The organism is bacterium (assembly GCA_018812485.1).
In the GTDB taxonomy this organism is placed as follows: Bacteria; JAHJDO01; JAHJDO01; order JAHJDO01; family JAHJDO01; genus JAHJDO01.
In genome coordinates, this window is the sequence record JAHJDO010000139.1 from 1 (window position 1) to 16318 (window position 16318).

The window sequence follows — 16318 nt, forward strand, 5'->3', positions numbered from 1 at the left end:
ATTCTACAAACGATTTCAGGAACGCGCTTTCACCCTTTTTCGCATATTGCTCTGTTCCACCCTTGAAGCCATTGCTTACTTGCGAGACCAGATCAAATCTATCATTCCCGCTTGTCTCAAAAACCGACAGCGATCACGCCCGACCACTCTCGAAATCATGGAAACTCAATGTGATCCAATACTCGAAATTGAGAAACCCATAATCAGAAAATGCATCGCTTAACTTAACACGTATGCCCTACTGGGTCCGCTTATCATTCTTCTCCTGTGAGTGGTTTCCACACAACCAATTTTTTTATGTCCCATCTCAATTAAATGCTTTGTTACAATAAAACCTTCCTTTTCTCCATCAATTGATATCCAATCTATATTTTTAAAACCATCCATCTTACTCCGGAAGACTACAGGGATATTATCTTTCTGTAATTTAGGGAAATAATCCCTATTCTCCTCCAATAAGGGAGAGTTTAAAATTAATCCATCTACTACCCTTTGATACACTGTCTCCAGAAACAGACGCTCATTACTGGAATTCACATCTTCTAAAAATAAATATGTTTTATACCCCTTTTTCTTTGCTTCTATCTCAATATGTTTACAAGTTTCCATATACACTGGATTTACATCATTTGGAATAACTACCCCTATAGTGTCTGTTTTTTTGAGTATCAGACTTCTTGCAAGAGGACTGGGAACATAGCCTAATTCCTTTGCTACAGCTTTTATTCTTAATCTTGTGTTTTCACTAATTGTTCCTGTATTATTTAATGCCATTGAAACAGTTGACACTGCAACTCCTGAAACCTGAGCCACTTCTTTTATGCCTGTCGCCATATAAACCCCTTTATGAGTACAAAAATAGCAATAGCACAAGACACGTATTTATAAAATATAAATCGTTTCATATTGTTATTATACAATATGAGATTCTAATGTCAAGAATTTTCCGAGAAAATAGTTATTTTATCTCAGAGACCGTTTTTTTCTGAAGCGAAATAGTTTTCTTTTCCAGAGCATCAATCCTGCGGCAGAAATCTACAAACTTGGGATAATCTGAGGCAGAGATTTCCTGAGGGAGAAGTTCAAAATGCTGTTTTACTTTAAGTGTGTTCTTATTGAACGTAAATTCAACCAGATATTTACCGAATTTACTCTCTTCAGTAATATCTTGAGGTGTATCCTTAATGATAAAATTGTCAGGGATATTTATATCAAACTGCTGATCTAGATATAGAGGAGTAAATTCAAGCTCTATTCTGATTGGGAATTTTCGCTGGGTTTTTTGTATATATTTTTTGCTGAGTTCAAGTTTAAAAGGAATAGGGTTGAATATAAACTCATTATCTTGTCCCGATACCTGTTGGAGAAAATCGGATATCTTGAATTTATATTTTATATGAAATGGCTCTTCAGGATTATCTATATTTGGGAATTCTGCCTTTTCTAATACAGGCTCTCCAAAGGAGTTTGCCAGACCTTTTTCAATATATTTACCCCATAGATTTTTTTCTATGCCCTCAAGAAAAACAAGTCGAAATAAAGCGGATAAATTGCCCGGATAGGTTTCCTCTGCCAAACAATCAGATTTTTCGTTAATATCTCTATTAATATTTATAACTAGACTTGTTTCTGCGCCATTAGCTGAAAGATCCAAAGGAGGAGTTTTGCATATCTGATAATTAGTTGTATTAAAAACAAGTGCGTCTCCATTTGTTAAACTCGAAGAAATTTCGCCAAACTTAAGATATTTGTTGCTTATGTCAAGCCAAACATTGTTCCCCTGAAGATTAAGTTTTACAAGCGGTGTTGAAAAAGCGCCATAATAGGGTGTAGCCATTTTTGCAAATGTATTGGGTCTTACAAGAACATAAGTTGCATCCAGCTCTGCTATATCTAACATTACTTTTAGCAAAATAGCTTTATTTCCGCTTTTTTCTGCTAACGTAGATGTTGCAGGTTCAAACTTAGCGCTGTTATGTTTAATAGTCCTGTTTATATAGTAGTATATTGCCTCTGCCTTTTCATGAGGGGTGTTACAATCCTTTATAATTTCATAAGTTGTGTCTTTAAGTATAGATGTAACAACAGATGTTCCCATAATTAAACTTCTGTAGAGATCACTCACTTTATCCAATTTCATAGAAGCCGTTATAATAATATTTGGTAATACATCTTCTTTTGGAGGCATCATAACTTCTTCTGTAACACCCGGAATGTTATAGCATTCAAACTGAACAAGTTTTTTATTGCCTTCCAAGTTTTTTTCTTCCTTTACTACATTCTTCCCTAAATTTCTAGATATATATGACACATTAATGTCTGAGGGGAATATTACAGTATAGCGAGACCAGAGGAGAGCTTCATTAAATACCTGAAAATAAAACGGAGACAGCCTAAAATAACCTTTAGCAATATTATATAATTTATGTTCGACTGTATATTTATATTCTACCACTGCGCCATCCTCTAACCCGTGAAGCGAGTAAGCATTCTTCCCCTCTATTTTTACAGGTTCCAGTATTGTTCCGTCTTTAAGGAATACTCTTAATTCTTCCAGGTTCCCAGGGATATAAATTTCACCATATTTTTCTATCCCTATTTCACTGAGGATTTTAACTACCCTATGTACCGTTTCTTTATAGCTGCCGTCTGTATTAAGAATTATAACCTTCCCATTATATAAGGCAGCAGTGTAGGCCTTGGGAAGTTCGCTTGGATCTTTATTGTCTGAAATTAATTTTAGTGTATTAAATTTCTTTGGAGTATAGGGTGCTGTACTTGCTTTTATTTCATCTAACAGGTTTCTGAGTTCATAATCACGTGGATTAAGCTTTAAGGCAGATTCCCATGCTTCTATTGCACCATTAGTCATACGCTCAGCATAGAGGAGGTTCCCCAATAGTTTATAGCACATACTGTATGTTGGTATAATGTCCAGAATGTCTTTATATTGTTTGTATGCGCCTCTCTGGTCTCCCAATTTAGAATATAATCTACCCAATTCCAGCCGTAGATCTGTTCTCAATGGATTAGCTTTTATACTGGCATTATACTGTGCTACTGTCTGATCATATTTGCCTTGCCTGACTAATAAAGAGACAGGTATATTACCGATTTTTTTATAGATCCTTTCCGCTTTATTAAACTGGGTTCTGTCAGTGTATAACTTTGCTTTAAGTACTAAGGCATCTTTTAGCTCCGGATTGATTTTTAAAGCAAAATCAATGGATTTTGTGGCTTCTAAATTCCATCCTCTCTCTCTGTAAACTCTTCCAAGATCAACATAGCCAGGAGCAAACTCAGAATTTATTTTTATTATATGTCTAAATTTCTCTATTGCTTCTTCATATAACTTGTTTCTCTCAAAATATAGGCCCAAGGCTCCTAAAGCAGGTACATACTGGCTGTCATATTCAACAGTTTTATTGTAAAAATCCTTTGCCTTATTTTCTCTTTCTATTTTTGGGAGAAATCCGGCTTGTTCGTACATCTTGCCTATTGCATATAAAAATCCTGAAAACTTAGGTTGAAGTTCTATAGCCAGCTTTAAATATTTTATTCCATTATCCTGTAGTCCATGGGAATAAAGGAGTGTGCCAGTATAGTAGTAATTCAGTGCTTTATTATCTAAATATTCAGTGTCATTAAAGCGAAGGGGAAGGAGAAGGGGAAACAATCCAATTTTAGATTGCTGTGTTGTCCCGAACACTTTCGGGACAACACGCAATGATGCGGTTGATAAGTTATCCATAAACTTCAGGTTTGTGCAGGTTCTTTCTTTCTGGTCAGTTACTCTTAACTTAAGTGTCCAGCTGCCTAATTCTGCCTCACAAACAGACTTGATAAGCAGAGAATTCCATCCTTCTTCCAGAGAAGCAGGAAATGAATTAGTTAGAGGATAGAAATTCTTATATCGATCACATACAGAGACACATTGATAGTTGACCCATGCTTTCCAAGTACATGGTGTTTGGAGATTCAAGACCACATCCTGCTTAAAAGGAGAATATATAAACGTCAGCGCATAAGTGCATCCAACATTTGGCTCAACTATCTGTTTAAAATCAACTAAGCCATTTCTGAAGATGCCATCAAAACGTCTCCAGCGAATCTCTCCTGTATATCCCTGATAACTGGTATTGAATTTGATCTCTTGTTCTGGCGGAAATTCCTCATAGAAACATGAGCGCCCAAATCTGCCAAAAGGGCCTATTACTGCCCATTCAGTTACATATCCAAAAGAATCATATATTTTTTCAGCCTTTTTTAGCTGATGAGTGAGGTCATAGAATTTTACCAGAACTTGTTTTATGAGAAACTTGTTTCGCTGGTTGCTTATTCCTTTTTTTAATGCCTTTTCAAGAATCTTAATAGTTCTTTTATAATCCTTGAACTTATTAAACTTGTTAGATGAGTTCAACATGCTTTGCAATATAACCGCGCTTCTTGCAGAATCAGTATCCTCCTTTAATATTTTCAGCCAGCTATTCAGCATCTCGTCATATTTACCTCTGGCTTCATAGGCAAAAGCCATCCCCTCATATGCAGACACTGCATTTTTATTCTGGCCAATGTCTTTAGAGAAATATTCAATGGCTTCGTCATACCTGTTCTGATAAAGAGCCTTCCAGCCTCGAGACAAAGAATCAGCAGCTGCATTTGCACCTGTTAATAAGCATATAAGTATTACTAGAGCGAAATTTTTAAATAATCTCATTATTCAGCCACGGGTATCTTTTTAATTATTATTTCCTTATTTTCGTTCTTATCTACGTCTGCAGCAAATTTGCGAAATTCTGAATACTCTTCAGGCGAAACTCTTGAGACATCTAACTGAAGCTTTATTTTAACTATAATCTTATCAGGTAATTTACCATATACCATTGATAGAGAGCCGAATTTGCTTTTCAGCTCAACATCTTGAGGTAAGTGAATTGCTTCATAACCTTGTGGGAGTAAGAATTCAGTTGTTTTGTTATCCATAAATGGATACGAAAGTAAGAGATCATGTTTTCGTATACTACTTGAAGCATACCTTTGAGTAAGTTTATGCCCGAACATAACCGGATTAAATGAAAAGCCTTCGGAAACAGGTTTTAAGAACTTTGGCACACTGACAGCATAATTGTATTTTATAGGGGTATCCAGTCCTGATAAATCAGGGAAATGGATATTTATTACTTGCACACCTTCAAATATGGTGTTTAATAATTTTTCAAACTCCTCATTTTGCTTTGAAGGTATTTGGAAGAAGTATCTAATTCCGGGACAGAAAGCTCCGCTAACTATTTCTGTTCCGCCAATGTATGCGCTGCCATCGTTTTTTAATAATACATTTTTATCTGAGATGCGGTTATTATGAATGCCTGCACTAACAGGTATTTCAGATAATATGCCCTTTCTCCGCTTCAGGTCTACTACAAACACGCGAGTACCTTGATCCATCCATGGTATTTCATTGATACTGCTATATTCAGCAGTGCCATCCAGCCAGAGCTCTTTTCCACCCTTAAGTCTGATATGACATATTGCGTGATTAAATAGGCCAAGAGAGGCTTGGGAGAAATCAAACCTGCCCAGGGATATTGTTCTTACAAGTACAATTTCTGAAGGAATCCCAGCTTCTTTAAGCATTGTCATAATCAGTAGAGCTTTATCCTTGCAGTCACCGAATTTCCTGCTAAATACCTGGTATGCTTTATATGGCTTATAACCATGTATGCCGAACTCCAGAGCTACGTATCTAATTTTCTTAACAACATAATTATATATAGCTCCAATCTTATCAATTTCTGTATTCTTATTTTCTGTTAATGAAGCTACTATCTTTTTTATTTCAGGAGATGATTCCATCTGGTCCCTTGTAAGATCAGCGTACCACCTGGCTGTATCTGTCCAATCCTTAAATGTAGATATAAGCAGATACGGAGTAATCTCTTGGTAAGGAGGCATACTCAACTCTCTGTCTATTTTTTCAATATTTCTTTTCTCCCAAATATAGCTGATAGTCTCTGCATGTTTATCATAAATTTTTTGGGGAATGATATGGAGCTTTGGGCTATAAAAATAAAATTTGCGGCGTTTTGGAGCAATGAGAATGTATTTAGAAAAAATTATAGGATTTGTGTCTTTAAACAAAAACATATTTCCAAAGTAATCACCATATATATTGCCCCCTATATCGTTGACCTTGTATTCAAAATCAACAATATCCCCTTTTTCAAGAGAACTAAACTTAATGGTTTTTCTTCTGTAATCATAGTATGTTCTGTACTCTGGGCTGGATGTGGACGCGTCAGAGAATTTATAATAATCTCTTATTGTTCCATCTTTTTTTATAATGCATGCTTTTTTAATAATAACTTCCTGATCTCCGGGAACATAATATATGTTGAGATGGCTAAAATCCTTTACCCCTTTATCTGTAAGAACTTTAATGACTTGATGTACATATTCAGACGAAGTGCCATCCATATATACCCGTGAGATTGCTTTATCAAGCAGATAAACAGCTTCGCTATCAGTCTGTTTTAGGTTATTTGCAGAATTGATTATTGCTGCTATGTTCTCTGTAAAATTCTCTTCATACGCTTCTTTCTTTGGACTCAAAAATTCAGCGTATTTTCTGAGCCATGTATAGTCAGGCTTTATTTTCAACGCCTCATTGACAAACCCCTCAAACTTTTCGTAATTACCAATGCGTCGATGCAGAAGTCCTAAACTTGAAAGTATTTCATAGTTCTCTGGGCAGATTATAATTGCTTGATTACATACCTTAATAGCTTTATGAAATTGGTATCTGTTGGCATATATTTTTGCCCTCTGCAGAGGGATATTAGTATCGTACGGGTTCAAGGTTGCCATTTCACAGAGCCTATTCAAGGCTTCTGAATCCTTGCTCATATTTAGTAAAATTTTAATAATTTTCTCTCTTGCATAATTATCCATAAAATCTATCTCTGAAAGCTTTCGGAGTTGTGCTAAGGTTTCTTCCTGTGAACGATGATGCTCATAATAGCAAATTATACTATTCTGTGTTTCTTTCTTATATGTAGGAGCATCTTTTATCCCCTCAAGCAAAGGAGGAATAAGCGGAGTTAAACCCTGTTTTGAGTAAATAGAGATTTTTAGACAAGTTGCCGGGAAAAATGATGGATTAATATCAAGACATTTATTAACTATATCCAGGGCTTTTGTCAGGTTATCAGCATTTAAGTAATATTTTGCCAGTTGATAAAAGGCTATTGTAAAATTAGGATCTAATTTAATAGTTTTCTCTAACAGTTCCCTTCTTTTGTTTGGTTGATGCGCAAGATTTGCTCCAAGATAGCTATAGAAAGGATTATCAGGATTTAGCTGAATCGCTTTTGTTATACATAGAAAATCCTTATGTTTGGTTTCATCATACGGCATGCTTTTATTGAGAAGATATGCTAAATAATAATAGAGTTGCGCATTACCCGCGTCGGTTTTGATGCTTTCTTCAAGACGGGATATGTTTCCTGAACTGGTGTCAGTATCTTCCACAGGAACATGTTCTGCTATCTTTGCAGGTAAATTTGCGCGAACCTTTAGTCTTGATATACGGTTGCCGTCTGGAGATGTTATCCTGAAGAGCAATTCCCACTTCTCCTGCTTTTGACAGAGCTTAATCAGGATTTTGTTCCATCCTTTGTTAAGAATGACTCTTGCATGACTCTGATCAAATCGTGCAGCATGGTAATTATTATCACTAAAAACCAAGCTGTTATTTAGCCATATCTTAATTGCATCATCATGCCCTATTCTAAATGCGACTTCTCTTTTCTTATTTGATTTAACAAATGTTAGTAAATAACTACAGGTATTTTTATTTGGTCTGAAAATAGCTCCAAGGTCAGTGAATCCCAATGGAGATTCAATATTTATATGTCTCCATTTTACTTTTCTATCCTTACCCTGATATTCAGAAGAAATTTTTATTTCCGTCTCAGGCGGGTATTCTTTGTCAAAACCTGTTTTCCCATCATTGTCAAATGGACCTATTACAAACCAGTTTTGAATAAAACCAAGTTTTGCGCACAAGCTCTTTGCCGCCTCAATTTTCCCATCTTCAAGGCATAGCTGCAGCATAAACCATTTAGCAAGAGATTTTAGTGATGGGTTAGATTTCCTTCCTTTTCTTATATATTTACAGATTTTTAAGACGTTTGTTTTATTACTGATGCTGAAACGCATATCAAAAATTCTTCTTAGATATACCTCCTGCTGTACACTATCAGAAGTATTCCTAATCAGTTTTTCGTAAGATATAAACGCCTTGTCGCAATTTCCCTTTGCCTCCTCAGATAGTCCCGAGTTTTCTAATCTGCTGATATCATCTATATTTGGAGTTGTATAACCTGCAATAGAGAGGGAAAGTATAGAAATAGCAATAAGAATAAAAAAGAAAAATTTTGAATTAATCTTCATACGATACATACTTGTAGTATAAACATCCTTCACAAATCCCTCATTAATATAACATCTTGCGGCTTTACAAGCAATAATTTAAAATTAAGAAATTTCCCATTTTTTGTTGATTTTTTGAGCAATCCTTAGTACAGTGGCATTAAAGTAACAGTAAAGATTCAATAATTAAGGTTATAAATAATTATGGAAAATATTTTAATTAATCAATCGGTGGCTATACTATGCGATGGGAACAATATTGAACGGAGTATCCATGAACTCTCTAAAACAAAAAACGCAATGATCAATTTTGATAAGTTGATTCCGAAATTGCTAAATAATAGAGGATTAAACAGGCTAATTTATTTTAGGGAAGGTAGGTCCATATCTTCAAAATTCGCTGATAGATTACATGAAAACTATTATGGTTCTGTTATTCCGTGTCATAAATCTGCCGATATTCCACTTTCTATCAAAGCAACGCAACTCGCTTCAAAGGTTGACACCATTATCATTATGTCAGGAGATTCGGATTTTGTGGATTTGGTTTTGCATCTGAAAGGGGAAGGGGTAAGGGTAGAAATTGCTGCGGTAAGAGAAACAACTGCCAAAATATTAATTGATGAAGCAGACTATTTTCATGAAATAATAAAAGAAGATTGGTTTGTATATAAAGCACCAAGAAAGATAAATGTGGAAAGAAGTTTATAATAACTCGTCACTCAACTCTGCCGTTAGAATGTAGAAAAGGATGAAACAGATATTATTTCATTGGCAGTTTTGGGCATTGCTGTCAGCCTTTTTCGCTTCACTGACTGCTATCTTTGCGAAAATCGGAATAAGAAATATCAATTCTGATTTCGCAGTGTTTATCAGAACAATCATTATCTTAATTTTTACCACGATGTTTCTTCTTGTTACTAAGCAGTTTCAATCTATTAGAGCAGTCACCTCTAAAAATGTGGTCTTTCTTGTATTATCAGGTGCGGCATTACTTTAATTGGAGTTGGAGCAGTACTCGTTGGTATCAGATAAGTTACAGCCTAACCAATTGAAAATTGGTTTTCATAAAATATACCTTGTAACGTCGATATCCTCCACAAATCCTTCCATTTTTTTCTTTACATATGCTGCATTTATAGATATTTTTTTTCCGCTCTCCTCAGGCGCATTGAAGGATATATCCTCCAGCATTTTTTCCACAACAGTGTAAAGGCGTCTAGCTCCTATATTCTCTGTTTCCTGATTTATCTTAAATGCTATAGAGGCAATTTCACGAACAGCATCTTTTGTAAACTCAATCTTAACATTTTCTGTTTCCAGAAGCGCTATGTATTGTTTAATCAATGCGTTGCGGGGTTGTGTGAGTATTTTCTCAAAATCACCTTCGCTTAAACTTGAGAGTTCAACTCTTATCGGAAATCTTCCCTGCAGTTCAGGGATAAGGTCTGAGGGTTTACTCACATGAAAGGCGCCAGCCGCTATAAATAGAATATGGTCTGTCTTTACCATTCCATATTTTGTTGCAACAGTTGTTCCTTCCACAATAGGCAGTATATCTCTCTGTACTCCCTCCCTTGACACATCAGGGCCGGATTGCGACTTAGTGCCTGCAATCTTATCAAGCTCATCGATAAATACTATGCCGGCATTTTCTACTTTGGATATAGCAGTACGAATAATCTCATCCATGTCAAGCAGTTTTGCCGCTTCTTCCTGAGTGAGGATACGTCTTGCTTCCTTAATAGTTGCTTTTCTTTTCTTGCTCTGTTTTGGCATCATTTTAGAAAACATGTCATTAAAATTTATTCCCATTTCTTCTATGCCGGAGCTTGAGAAGATTTCAACCATTGGCATTATGTGATTTTTCGTCTCGAGTTCAACCATTCTATTATCAAGCTTGCCGTCAGTAAGTCTCATTTTTAACTTTTCCCGCGTTCTTTTAATTTGAGCTTCCTTTTCCTTATCGTTAGTTTTGCTTTTTGCAGGAGGCAGGAGCAGATCTAACAGTCTTTCCTCTGCAAGCTCAGAAGCATTGATCTCAACGCGGCGGCTCTCAGCATCTCTTATCATCTTTACTGCAAGATCAGTCAGATCCCTTATCATAGATTCTACGTCTCTACCAACATAGCCAATTTCTGTATATTTTGACGCCTCAACCTTAAGGAATGGCACCTGAGCCAATCGCGCAAGGCGTCTGGCAATTTCTGTTTTCCCTATGCCTGTTGGTCCGATCATAATAATATTCTTTGGAGCAACTTCATCGCGCAATTCTAAAGGTAGTTTTTGTCTGCGCCATCTGTTTCTCAAAGCTATAGCAACAGACTTCTTTGCATTGTTTTGTCCGATAATATATTTATCAAGTTCTTTTACAACTTGTTTTGGTGTTAATGCATCCATTAGAATTTCCTCCCTAGAGTTTCTCTACAACTATCTGATCGTTCGTATATATGCATATTGAAGATGCTATTAAAATGGCTTCCTTAACGATTTCTGCTGCTGAGAGGTCTGAATATTTTATTAGCGCTTTAGCTGCAGCAAGCGCATAAGGACCTCCTGAACCTATGGCTAATACTCCGTCACTTGGCTCAATAACATCTCCCGTTCCAGATATAAGAAGTGAATAATCCTTATTGACAACAGCGAGCAAAGACTCTAGCCGCCTTAGAACTCTATCTGTGCGCCAGTCTTTTGCAAGCTCAATTGCAGCCCGCTGAAGGTTGCCGTTATATTCCTCAAGCTTTTTCTCAAACCTTTCAAACAGGGTAAAAGCATCTGCCGTTGCTCCTGCAAAACCAACCAGCACTTGATCGTTATACAATCTGCGTAGTTTTTTTGCATTCTGCTTCATAATAGTTTCGCCCTGTGTAACCTGCCCATCACCACCTATAGCTACCTTTCCCTTATGCCTTACAGTAAGGATTGTAGTTGAGCGTGTCATTTTTCTTCCTCCCTGAACTAGTTTTTAAATCCCAAAAAAATCTCCATTAATATAACATCTTGTATCTTTGCAAGCAATGAATTAAAAATCAAAAAATATCAAAATATTTGTGTTACAATGCTATTTTAATTTAGGGGTGAAAATTAGATAATGATGCTATTTAGAAAACTGGGAATTATTGAGCCTATCTTAAAGGCTCTCAAAGAGGAAAGGTATACTGAGCCTACATCAATACAAGTTAAAGCTATTCCACTCATTCTAAAAAGAAATGATGTATTAGGCAGTGCTCAAACCGGGACAGGTAAAACAGCGGCTTTTGCTATTCCAATCCTGCAGCACCTCTTTCTTGCCCGTCAGCATAATAACATCCCGCGCAAAATTAAGTCGCTCATCGTAACTCCCACACGCGAATTGGCGATTCAGATCGCAGAGAGCTTTACTACGTATGGAAAATTCACTGGGATCAAAAACACAGTCGTTTTCGGTGGCGTGAAGCAAAATGCACAAACGAATGCCCTTCGCAAAGGTGTCGATATTCTCGTTGCAACGCCTGGAAGGCTTTTGGACTTAATAAATCAGGGCTTCATCAGATTAAATGACGTCGAATACTTCGTGCTGGACGAAGCTGACCGGATGCTCGACATGGGGTTTATCAATGACATTCGAAAGATCATAGCCAAATTACCAACGAAACGGCAGTCTTTGTTTTTTTCAGCGACAATGCCGAATAATATTGTAGAACTTTCGAGGAAAATTTTGAGAAATCCTATGAAAGTTGATGTAAGTCCCATTTCCTCTACTGCTGAAACTATAAAGCAATATCTGTATTATACCAATAGATCAAGTAAGAAAGATTTGCTGCGTCATATACTTCAGTATCAAAAGATAGATCAGGTATTATTGTTTTCCAGAACAAAACGTGGTGCTGACAAAATAGATCGTGACCTTAAAAAATATAAGATTAAATCAGCAGCTATACATGGTGACAAAGAGCAAAATCAAAGGCAAAAAGTCCTGGCGCAATTTAAAGCCGGAGAAATTAGGGTGTTGGTGGCAACAGATATTGCCGCAAGAGGTATTGACATTGACAAACTAAAATATGTCATCAATTATGATATACCAAATGTAGCCGAAACATACGTCCACAGGATAGGTAGATCCGGTAGAGCAGGGGAAGAAGGTAATGCTATATCCCTTTGCGAACCTGAAGAAAATGCTTATATAAAAGATATCGAAAAATTGATAAACCAGAAAATAGAACTTGTCAAAGAAAACCCTTATCCTCAAACAGAAAAGCCAATGACAGGAAACGAAAAGAAGGAATGGGACAAAGAGAAACAACAAAGAAGACAAGAATATTTTACTGCGAAGAATAAAAAACAAAATAGAACAAACTCATCAAGGTTTTCCAGATAATGTTTAAAAATCAATATGACATTATCATTATCGGCGCAGGGCCGGCAGGTTTAATTGCGGCTATTGAGAGCTATAACTCCTCCGCGAAGATATTAATTCTTGAAAAAATGCATACACCTGCGCTGAAACTAAAAATTTCAGGAAAAGGACGATGCAACATTACCAACGATGCTGTATTAGAGGATTTTATTTCGCATTTTGGCAAAAACGGAAGGTTCCTGAAGTTTGCTTTCGCGAATTTTTTTAATACAGACCTTATTAAATACTTTGAAAAGCTGGGTGTTCAGTTTAAGCTTGAACGAGGAGGGCGTTACTTTCCGGAAAATGATGATGCAGGGGATATTGCAAACGCTTTGCTCAACAAAGTAAAATCACTGAATATTCCCATTTCTACTAATTCAGAAGTAATTAGTATTACGAAATTATCTGATAATAGTTTTGTTATTGCAGTTAATAAGAGAAATCCTGCAGGCAATAAAAACGCTCAACGCATTCAAATAAAAACAGATAAAGTTGTGCTTGCAACCGGAGGAAAATCATATCCCAGAACTGGTTCGACTGGAGCAGGATTTAAGCTAGCATCTCAGCTTGGACATACAATTACACCTATTTCTCCATCTCTTGTACCTGTTGAAACTAGAGGCGGTATTGCAAAAAAGCTTCAGGGATTAAGCTTAAAAAACGCAAAAGCGCAAGTATGGTGCGGAAACAAAAAGGTTGATGAACGGTTTGGTGAAATGTTGTTTACTGATTTTGGTCTTTCCGGTCCGATAATTCTCTCCTTAAGCAAAACCATTGTAAAGCTTGTTGATGATAAGCAAAAGGTATTTATCTCCATAGATTTAAAACCTGCACTTAATCACAAAACGATTGACCAGAGAATAATAAGAGAAATAACTGAGCACAGCAAACAAGGTTTTAAGCATTTACTAAAAAAACTGCTGCCAGAGAAACTAGTTCCGGTATTTATCGAGAAATTAAAGATTCCAGAGGAAAAGCAACTGAGCCAGATTAATTCTAAAGAACGTAAAGAACTTAGGATGCTGCTGAAAGAGTTCCAATTTGAAGTGACAGGTTACAGGTCATTTAATCACGCCATTGTAACATCCGGCGGAATCTGCATAAAAGAGATCAATTCCCAAACAATGGAATCGAAACTTGTTAAAGGCCTATATTTTGCGGGTGAAATTATTGACATTGATGCTGACACAGGAGGATTTAATCTGCAAGCCGCTTTTTCAACTGGATGGATTGCAGGCAGAGCTAACAGGGTTCATGCTCTTGGGTGAGCTTTTTTATACGTTCTTTTCAGTTTTTCAGGTGTAAGATGAGTGTATATTTGTGTTGTTGATAAACTTACATGGCCAAGCAGTTCCTGCACGGATCTGAGATCAGCACCAGCATCCAAAAGATGTGTTGCAAAGCTGTGCCTGAAAGTATGCGGAGTGATTCCTAACGTTTTTGGAATTCCTACAATGTGCTTATGTACAATTCTCTCAACACTTCTTGAAGTAAGCCTGCCTCCCCATTTATCAAGAAATAATGCTTGTCTGTCCTCAGTTATGCCGATATTTTTATTATTGAATAATGTGCTTCTAACAGCAGAATATCTGTTTATTACATCCAGAGCTGTATCCCCAATAGGAACAATGCGTTGTTTGTTCCCTTTGCCCTTAACCTTTATAGTTCCGCCGCCAAAATCTATGTCATAGATATTAAGATGCGTAAGTTCTCCAACTCTTATGCCTGTTGAATAGAGTGTTTCGAATATAGCTCTATCTCTTATTCCTAATACATCATTTTCGTCAGGTTTTTCTATTAATTTAATCATATTCTCTACAGTAAGAAATTCCGGCAATTTTTTATCGGTTTTCGGGCTAGAAACAACCAGTGTTGGATTTGCTTTTTGATATCCTTCTCTTACAAGAAACTTAAAAAAAGACCTGATTGTAGCGAGTTTTCTTCCTGTTGATTTATTTGAGCAGCCTTTGTTTTGTAAATGCGCCAGAAATTTCCTTATAGTTCTGTGTGTAATGTTTGCCAATTCTTCTTTATTTGATTTTAAAAATTCTAAGAATTGCTTAATGTCAGATGAGTAAGCTTTAATAGTATATTCTGACACATTGCGCTCAATTTCCAGATATGTAATAAATTCGTTTGCATATGCCTTGATATCCATTTTAATGGGTATATGTCCTGATTTTTATTTTATCGGAATTTTTGATATAAAACACGTCTGCCACTAATGCCTTGGATTCCTTATATCCTATCCATTTTATCCTCATAGAAAACGCGTCAGTCTGCAGATTTTCAGAAGCTAGTCTCCACAACCTCTCTATTTCTATAGTAGCTTTTGAAGAGTTGTTGTTAACTAGCTCTCTGAATATTGAATCAACAAAAATCTCTATAAACCCGATTTTTTTATCAACCCGTATTTCTAGGATATATTCACTACTATCATATAATATGAGCGCAGCTTTCTTATCAACCTGTGTAGCCCCGTGCCATCTTGGTTCACGCGAAGTGACTATACTTGTATCCTCGCTTGTTCGCTCGTGCAAGCCAATAGATATCTGCTTTTTCTCCTTACAAAAAGCTGGATGTGTTTCAAATAAGATTAGCAGAAGCAGTATTATGGTATTTAAATTTTTGATATTAGCCTTTCTTCTAATTTAATTTAAATATTAATGCTACCATGAATAAACCTACAATTCAAATTCAGGAAGCTGTGGCAATATGGTAAACCTGCTTTTTGGTTATTATAAAAAGTTCTTGACTTTAACATTTGTTGTGGTAAAATAATAGCATGATGAAGAAAAAGCAGAAGAATAACTCAAAATCTATTGCTTCTATTGCAGAAGAATGTGGAGTTAGCGTTATGACTGTTAGCCGTGCTCTGCGCGAAAATTCGCCTGTCAAAAAATCCACACGCGATCGAATCCTCCAGGCAGCAGAGAAAATTGGTTATCATCGCAATGTCAAATCAGGCCGCCCGCGTGATATCAAACAAGCGGTTCGACCTGCAGTAGATATAGTCTTTGGTACATTTGGCAGGATACAACCTCTATTTTATTCCAAGCTCCTAACCTCGATTGAAGAAGAGCTTGCCAAACATGGTCATGATTGCCTTATCCGCACATATAATGGCGAATACACCCAGTTTTTATCCCTGCGAGAAAGACTTAGGCAGTCTCTTACTACTGGCACCTTAATAGTGGGATATTTCCCGTTGGAACAGTTAAGAGCAATACTTGAGATTGTTCCACGGGCAATCCTGGTGGATAATACTGGAGATCCTGGTCTGGATTATCCTTATGAATCAGTAGGTTTCGACAATGTTGAGGCAGCGCGGCTTGCAATCCGTCATTTACTGTCCACAGGACGTAAGCAGATTGTACTTATCAAGGGTTTTTCGAATCATTACTTTTCTCGTGAAATTGAGCAAGGATACAGAGAAATACTCAGACAATCCAGCATTGCAGTTGATGAGAGTCTTATTTTAGAGACTGATTTTACCACACAAGCTGCATA

At 36.5% G+C, this 16318-nt stretch carries 12 protein-coding genes; 5 read left to right on the forward strand and 7 right to left on the reverse strand.

Annotated features, from left to right (window positions below):
* Window positions 1-219: 219 nt before the first annotated feature.
* From KKC91_11990 to KKC91_12000, 3 genes are all read right to left on the reverse strand, one after another.
* Window positions 220-834: a LacI family transcriptional regulator gene (locus KKC91_11990; GenBank protein ID MBU0479271.1), complete on the reverse strand. Its 615-nt coding sequence runs from the start codon at window positions 832-834 to the stop codon at window positions 220-222.
* Window positions 835-958: 124 nt separating this feature from the next.
* Window positions 959-4717 (reverse strand): tetratricopeptide repeat protein, encoded by a 3759-nt coding sequence (locus KKC91_11995; GenBank protein MBU0479272.1) that lies wholly within the window; start codon window positions 4715-4717, stop codon window positions 959-961.
* A complete protein-coding gene (locus tag KKC91_12000; protein ID MBU0479273.1) occupies window positions 4717-8484 on the reverse strand; it encodes a DUF3857 domain-containing protein in 3768 nt (1255 codons plus the stop codon). Before KKC91_12000 ends, KKC91_11995 begins: the two co-directional genes overlap by 1 nt.
* Window positions 8485-8634: 150 nt before the next feature.
* Between KKC91_12000 and KKC91_12005 the strand changes: the two genes are divergently transcribed.
* Together KKC91_12005 and KKC91_12010 are read left to right on the forward strand one after the other, a co-directional pair.
* On the forward strand, window positions 8635-9141 hold the full coding sequence (locus KKC91_12005; protein ID MBU0479274.1) for an NYN domain-containing protein: 507 nt from the start codon (window positions 8635-8637) through the stop codon (window positions 9139-9141).
* Window positions 9142-9181: 40 nt separating this feature from the next.
* A complete protein-coding gene (locus KKC91_12010) occupies window positions 9182-9430 on the forward strand; it encodes an EamA family transporter (GenBank protein MBU0479275.1) in 249 nt (82 codons plus the stop codon).
* A 65-nt stretch (window positions 9431-9495) separates the two neighbouring features.
* On the opposite strand, the gene hslU is transcribed toward KKC91_12010, so the two are convergent.
* Together hslU and hslV are read right to left on the reverse strand one after the other, a co-directional pair.
* On the reverse strand, window positions 9496-10830 hold the full coding sequence (gene hslU / locus KKC91_12015) for an ATP-dependent protease ATPase subunit HslU (protein ID MBU0479276.1): 1335 nt from the start codon (window positions 10828-10830) through the stop codon (window positions 9496-9498).
* Window positions 10831-10843: 13 nt separating this feature from the next.
* Window positions 10844-11371, reverse strand: coding sequence for an ATP-dependent protease subunit HslV (gene hslV / locus KKC91_12020; GenBank protein MBU0479277.1), 528 nt, complete (start codon window positions 11369-11371; stop codon window positions 10844-10846).
* Between the two features lie 153 nt (window positions 11372-11524).
* On the opposite strand from hslV, the gene KKC91_12025 reads away from it, so the two are divergent.
* Window positions 11525-12787: a DEAD/DEAH box helicase gene (locus tag KKC91_12025; GenBank protein MBU0479278.1), complete on the forward strand. Its 1263-nt coding sequence runs from the start codon at window positions 11525-11527 to the stop codon at window positions 12785-12787.
* Window positions 12787-14076 (forward strand): NAD(P)/FAD-dependent oxidoreductase, encoded by a 1290-nt coding sequence (locus KKC91_12030; GenBank protein MBU0479279.1) that lies wholly within the window; start codon window positions 12787-12789, stop codon window positions 14074-14076. The genes KKC91_12025 and KKC91_12030 overlap by 1 nt, the downstream gene beginning before the upstream one ends.
* Here KKC91_12030 and xerC read toward each other — a convergent pair.
* On the reverse strand, window positions 14061-14966 hold the full coding sequence (gene xerC / locus KKC91_12035; protein MBU0479280.1) for a tyrosine recombinase XerC: 906 nt from the start codon (window positions 14964-14966) through the stop codon (window positions 14061-14063). The genes KKC91_12030 and xerC overlap by 16 nt on opposite strands.
* Before the next feature lies 1 nt (window position 14967).
* Window positions 14968-15348 carry a hypothetical protein gene (locus KKC91_12040; protein MBU0479281.1) on the reverse strand — a complete coding sequence of 127 codons (381 nt, stop codon included), beginning with the start codon at window positions 15346-15348 and terminating at the stop codon, window positions 14968-14970.
* A gap of 245 nt (window positions 15349-15593) precedes the next feature.
* Here KKC91_12040 and KKC91_12045 point away from each other — a divergent pair.
* On the forward strand, window positions 15594-16318 hold a 725-nt coding region (locus KKC91_12045; protein MBU0479282.1), incomplete at its 3' end, for a LacI family transcriptional regulator.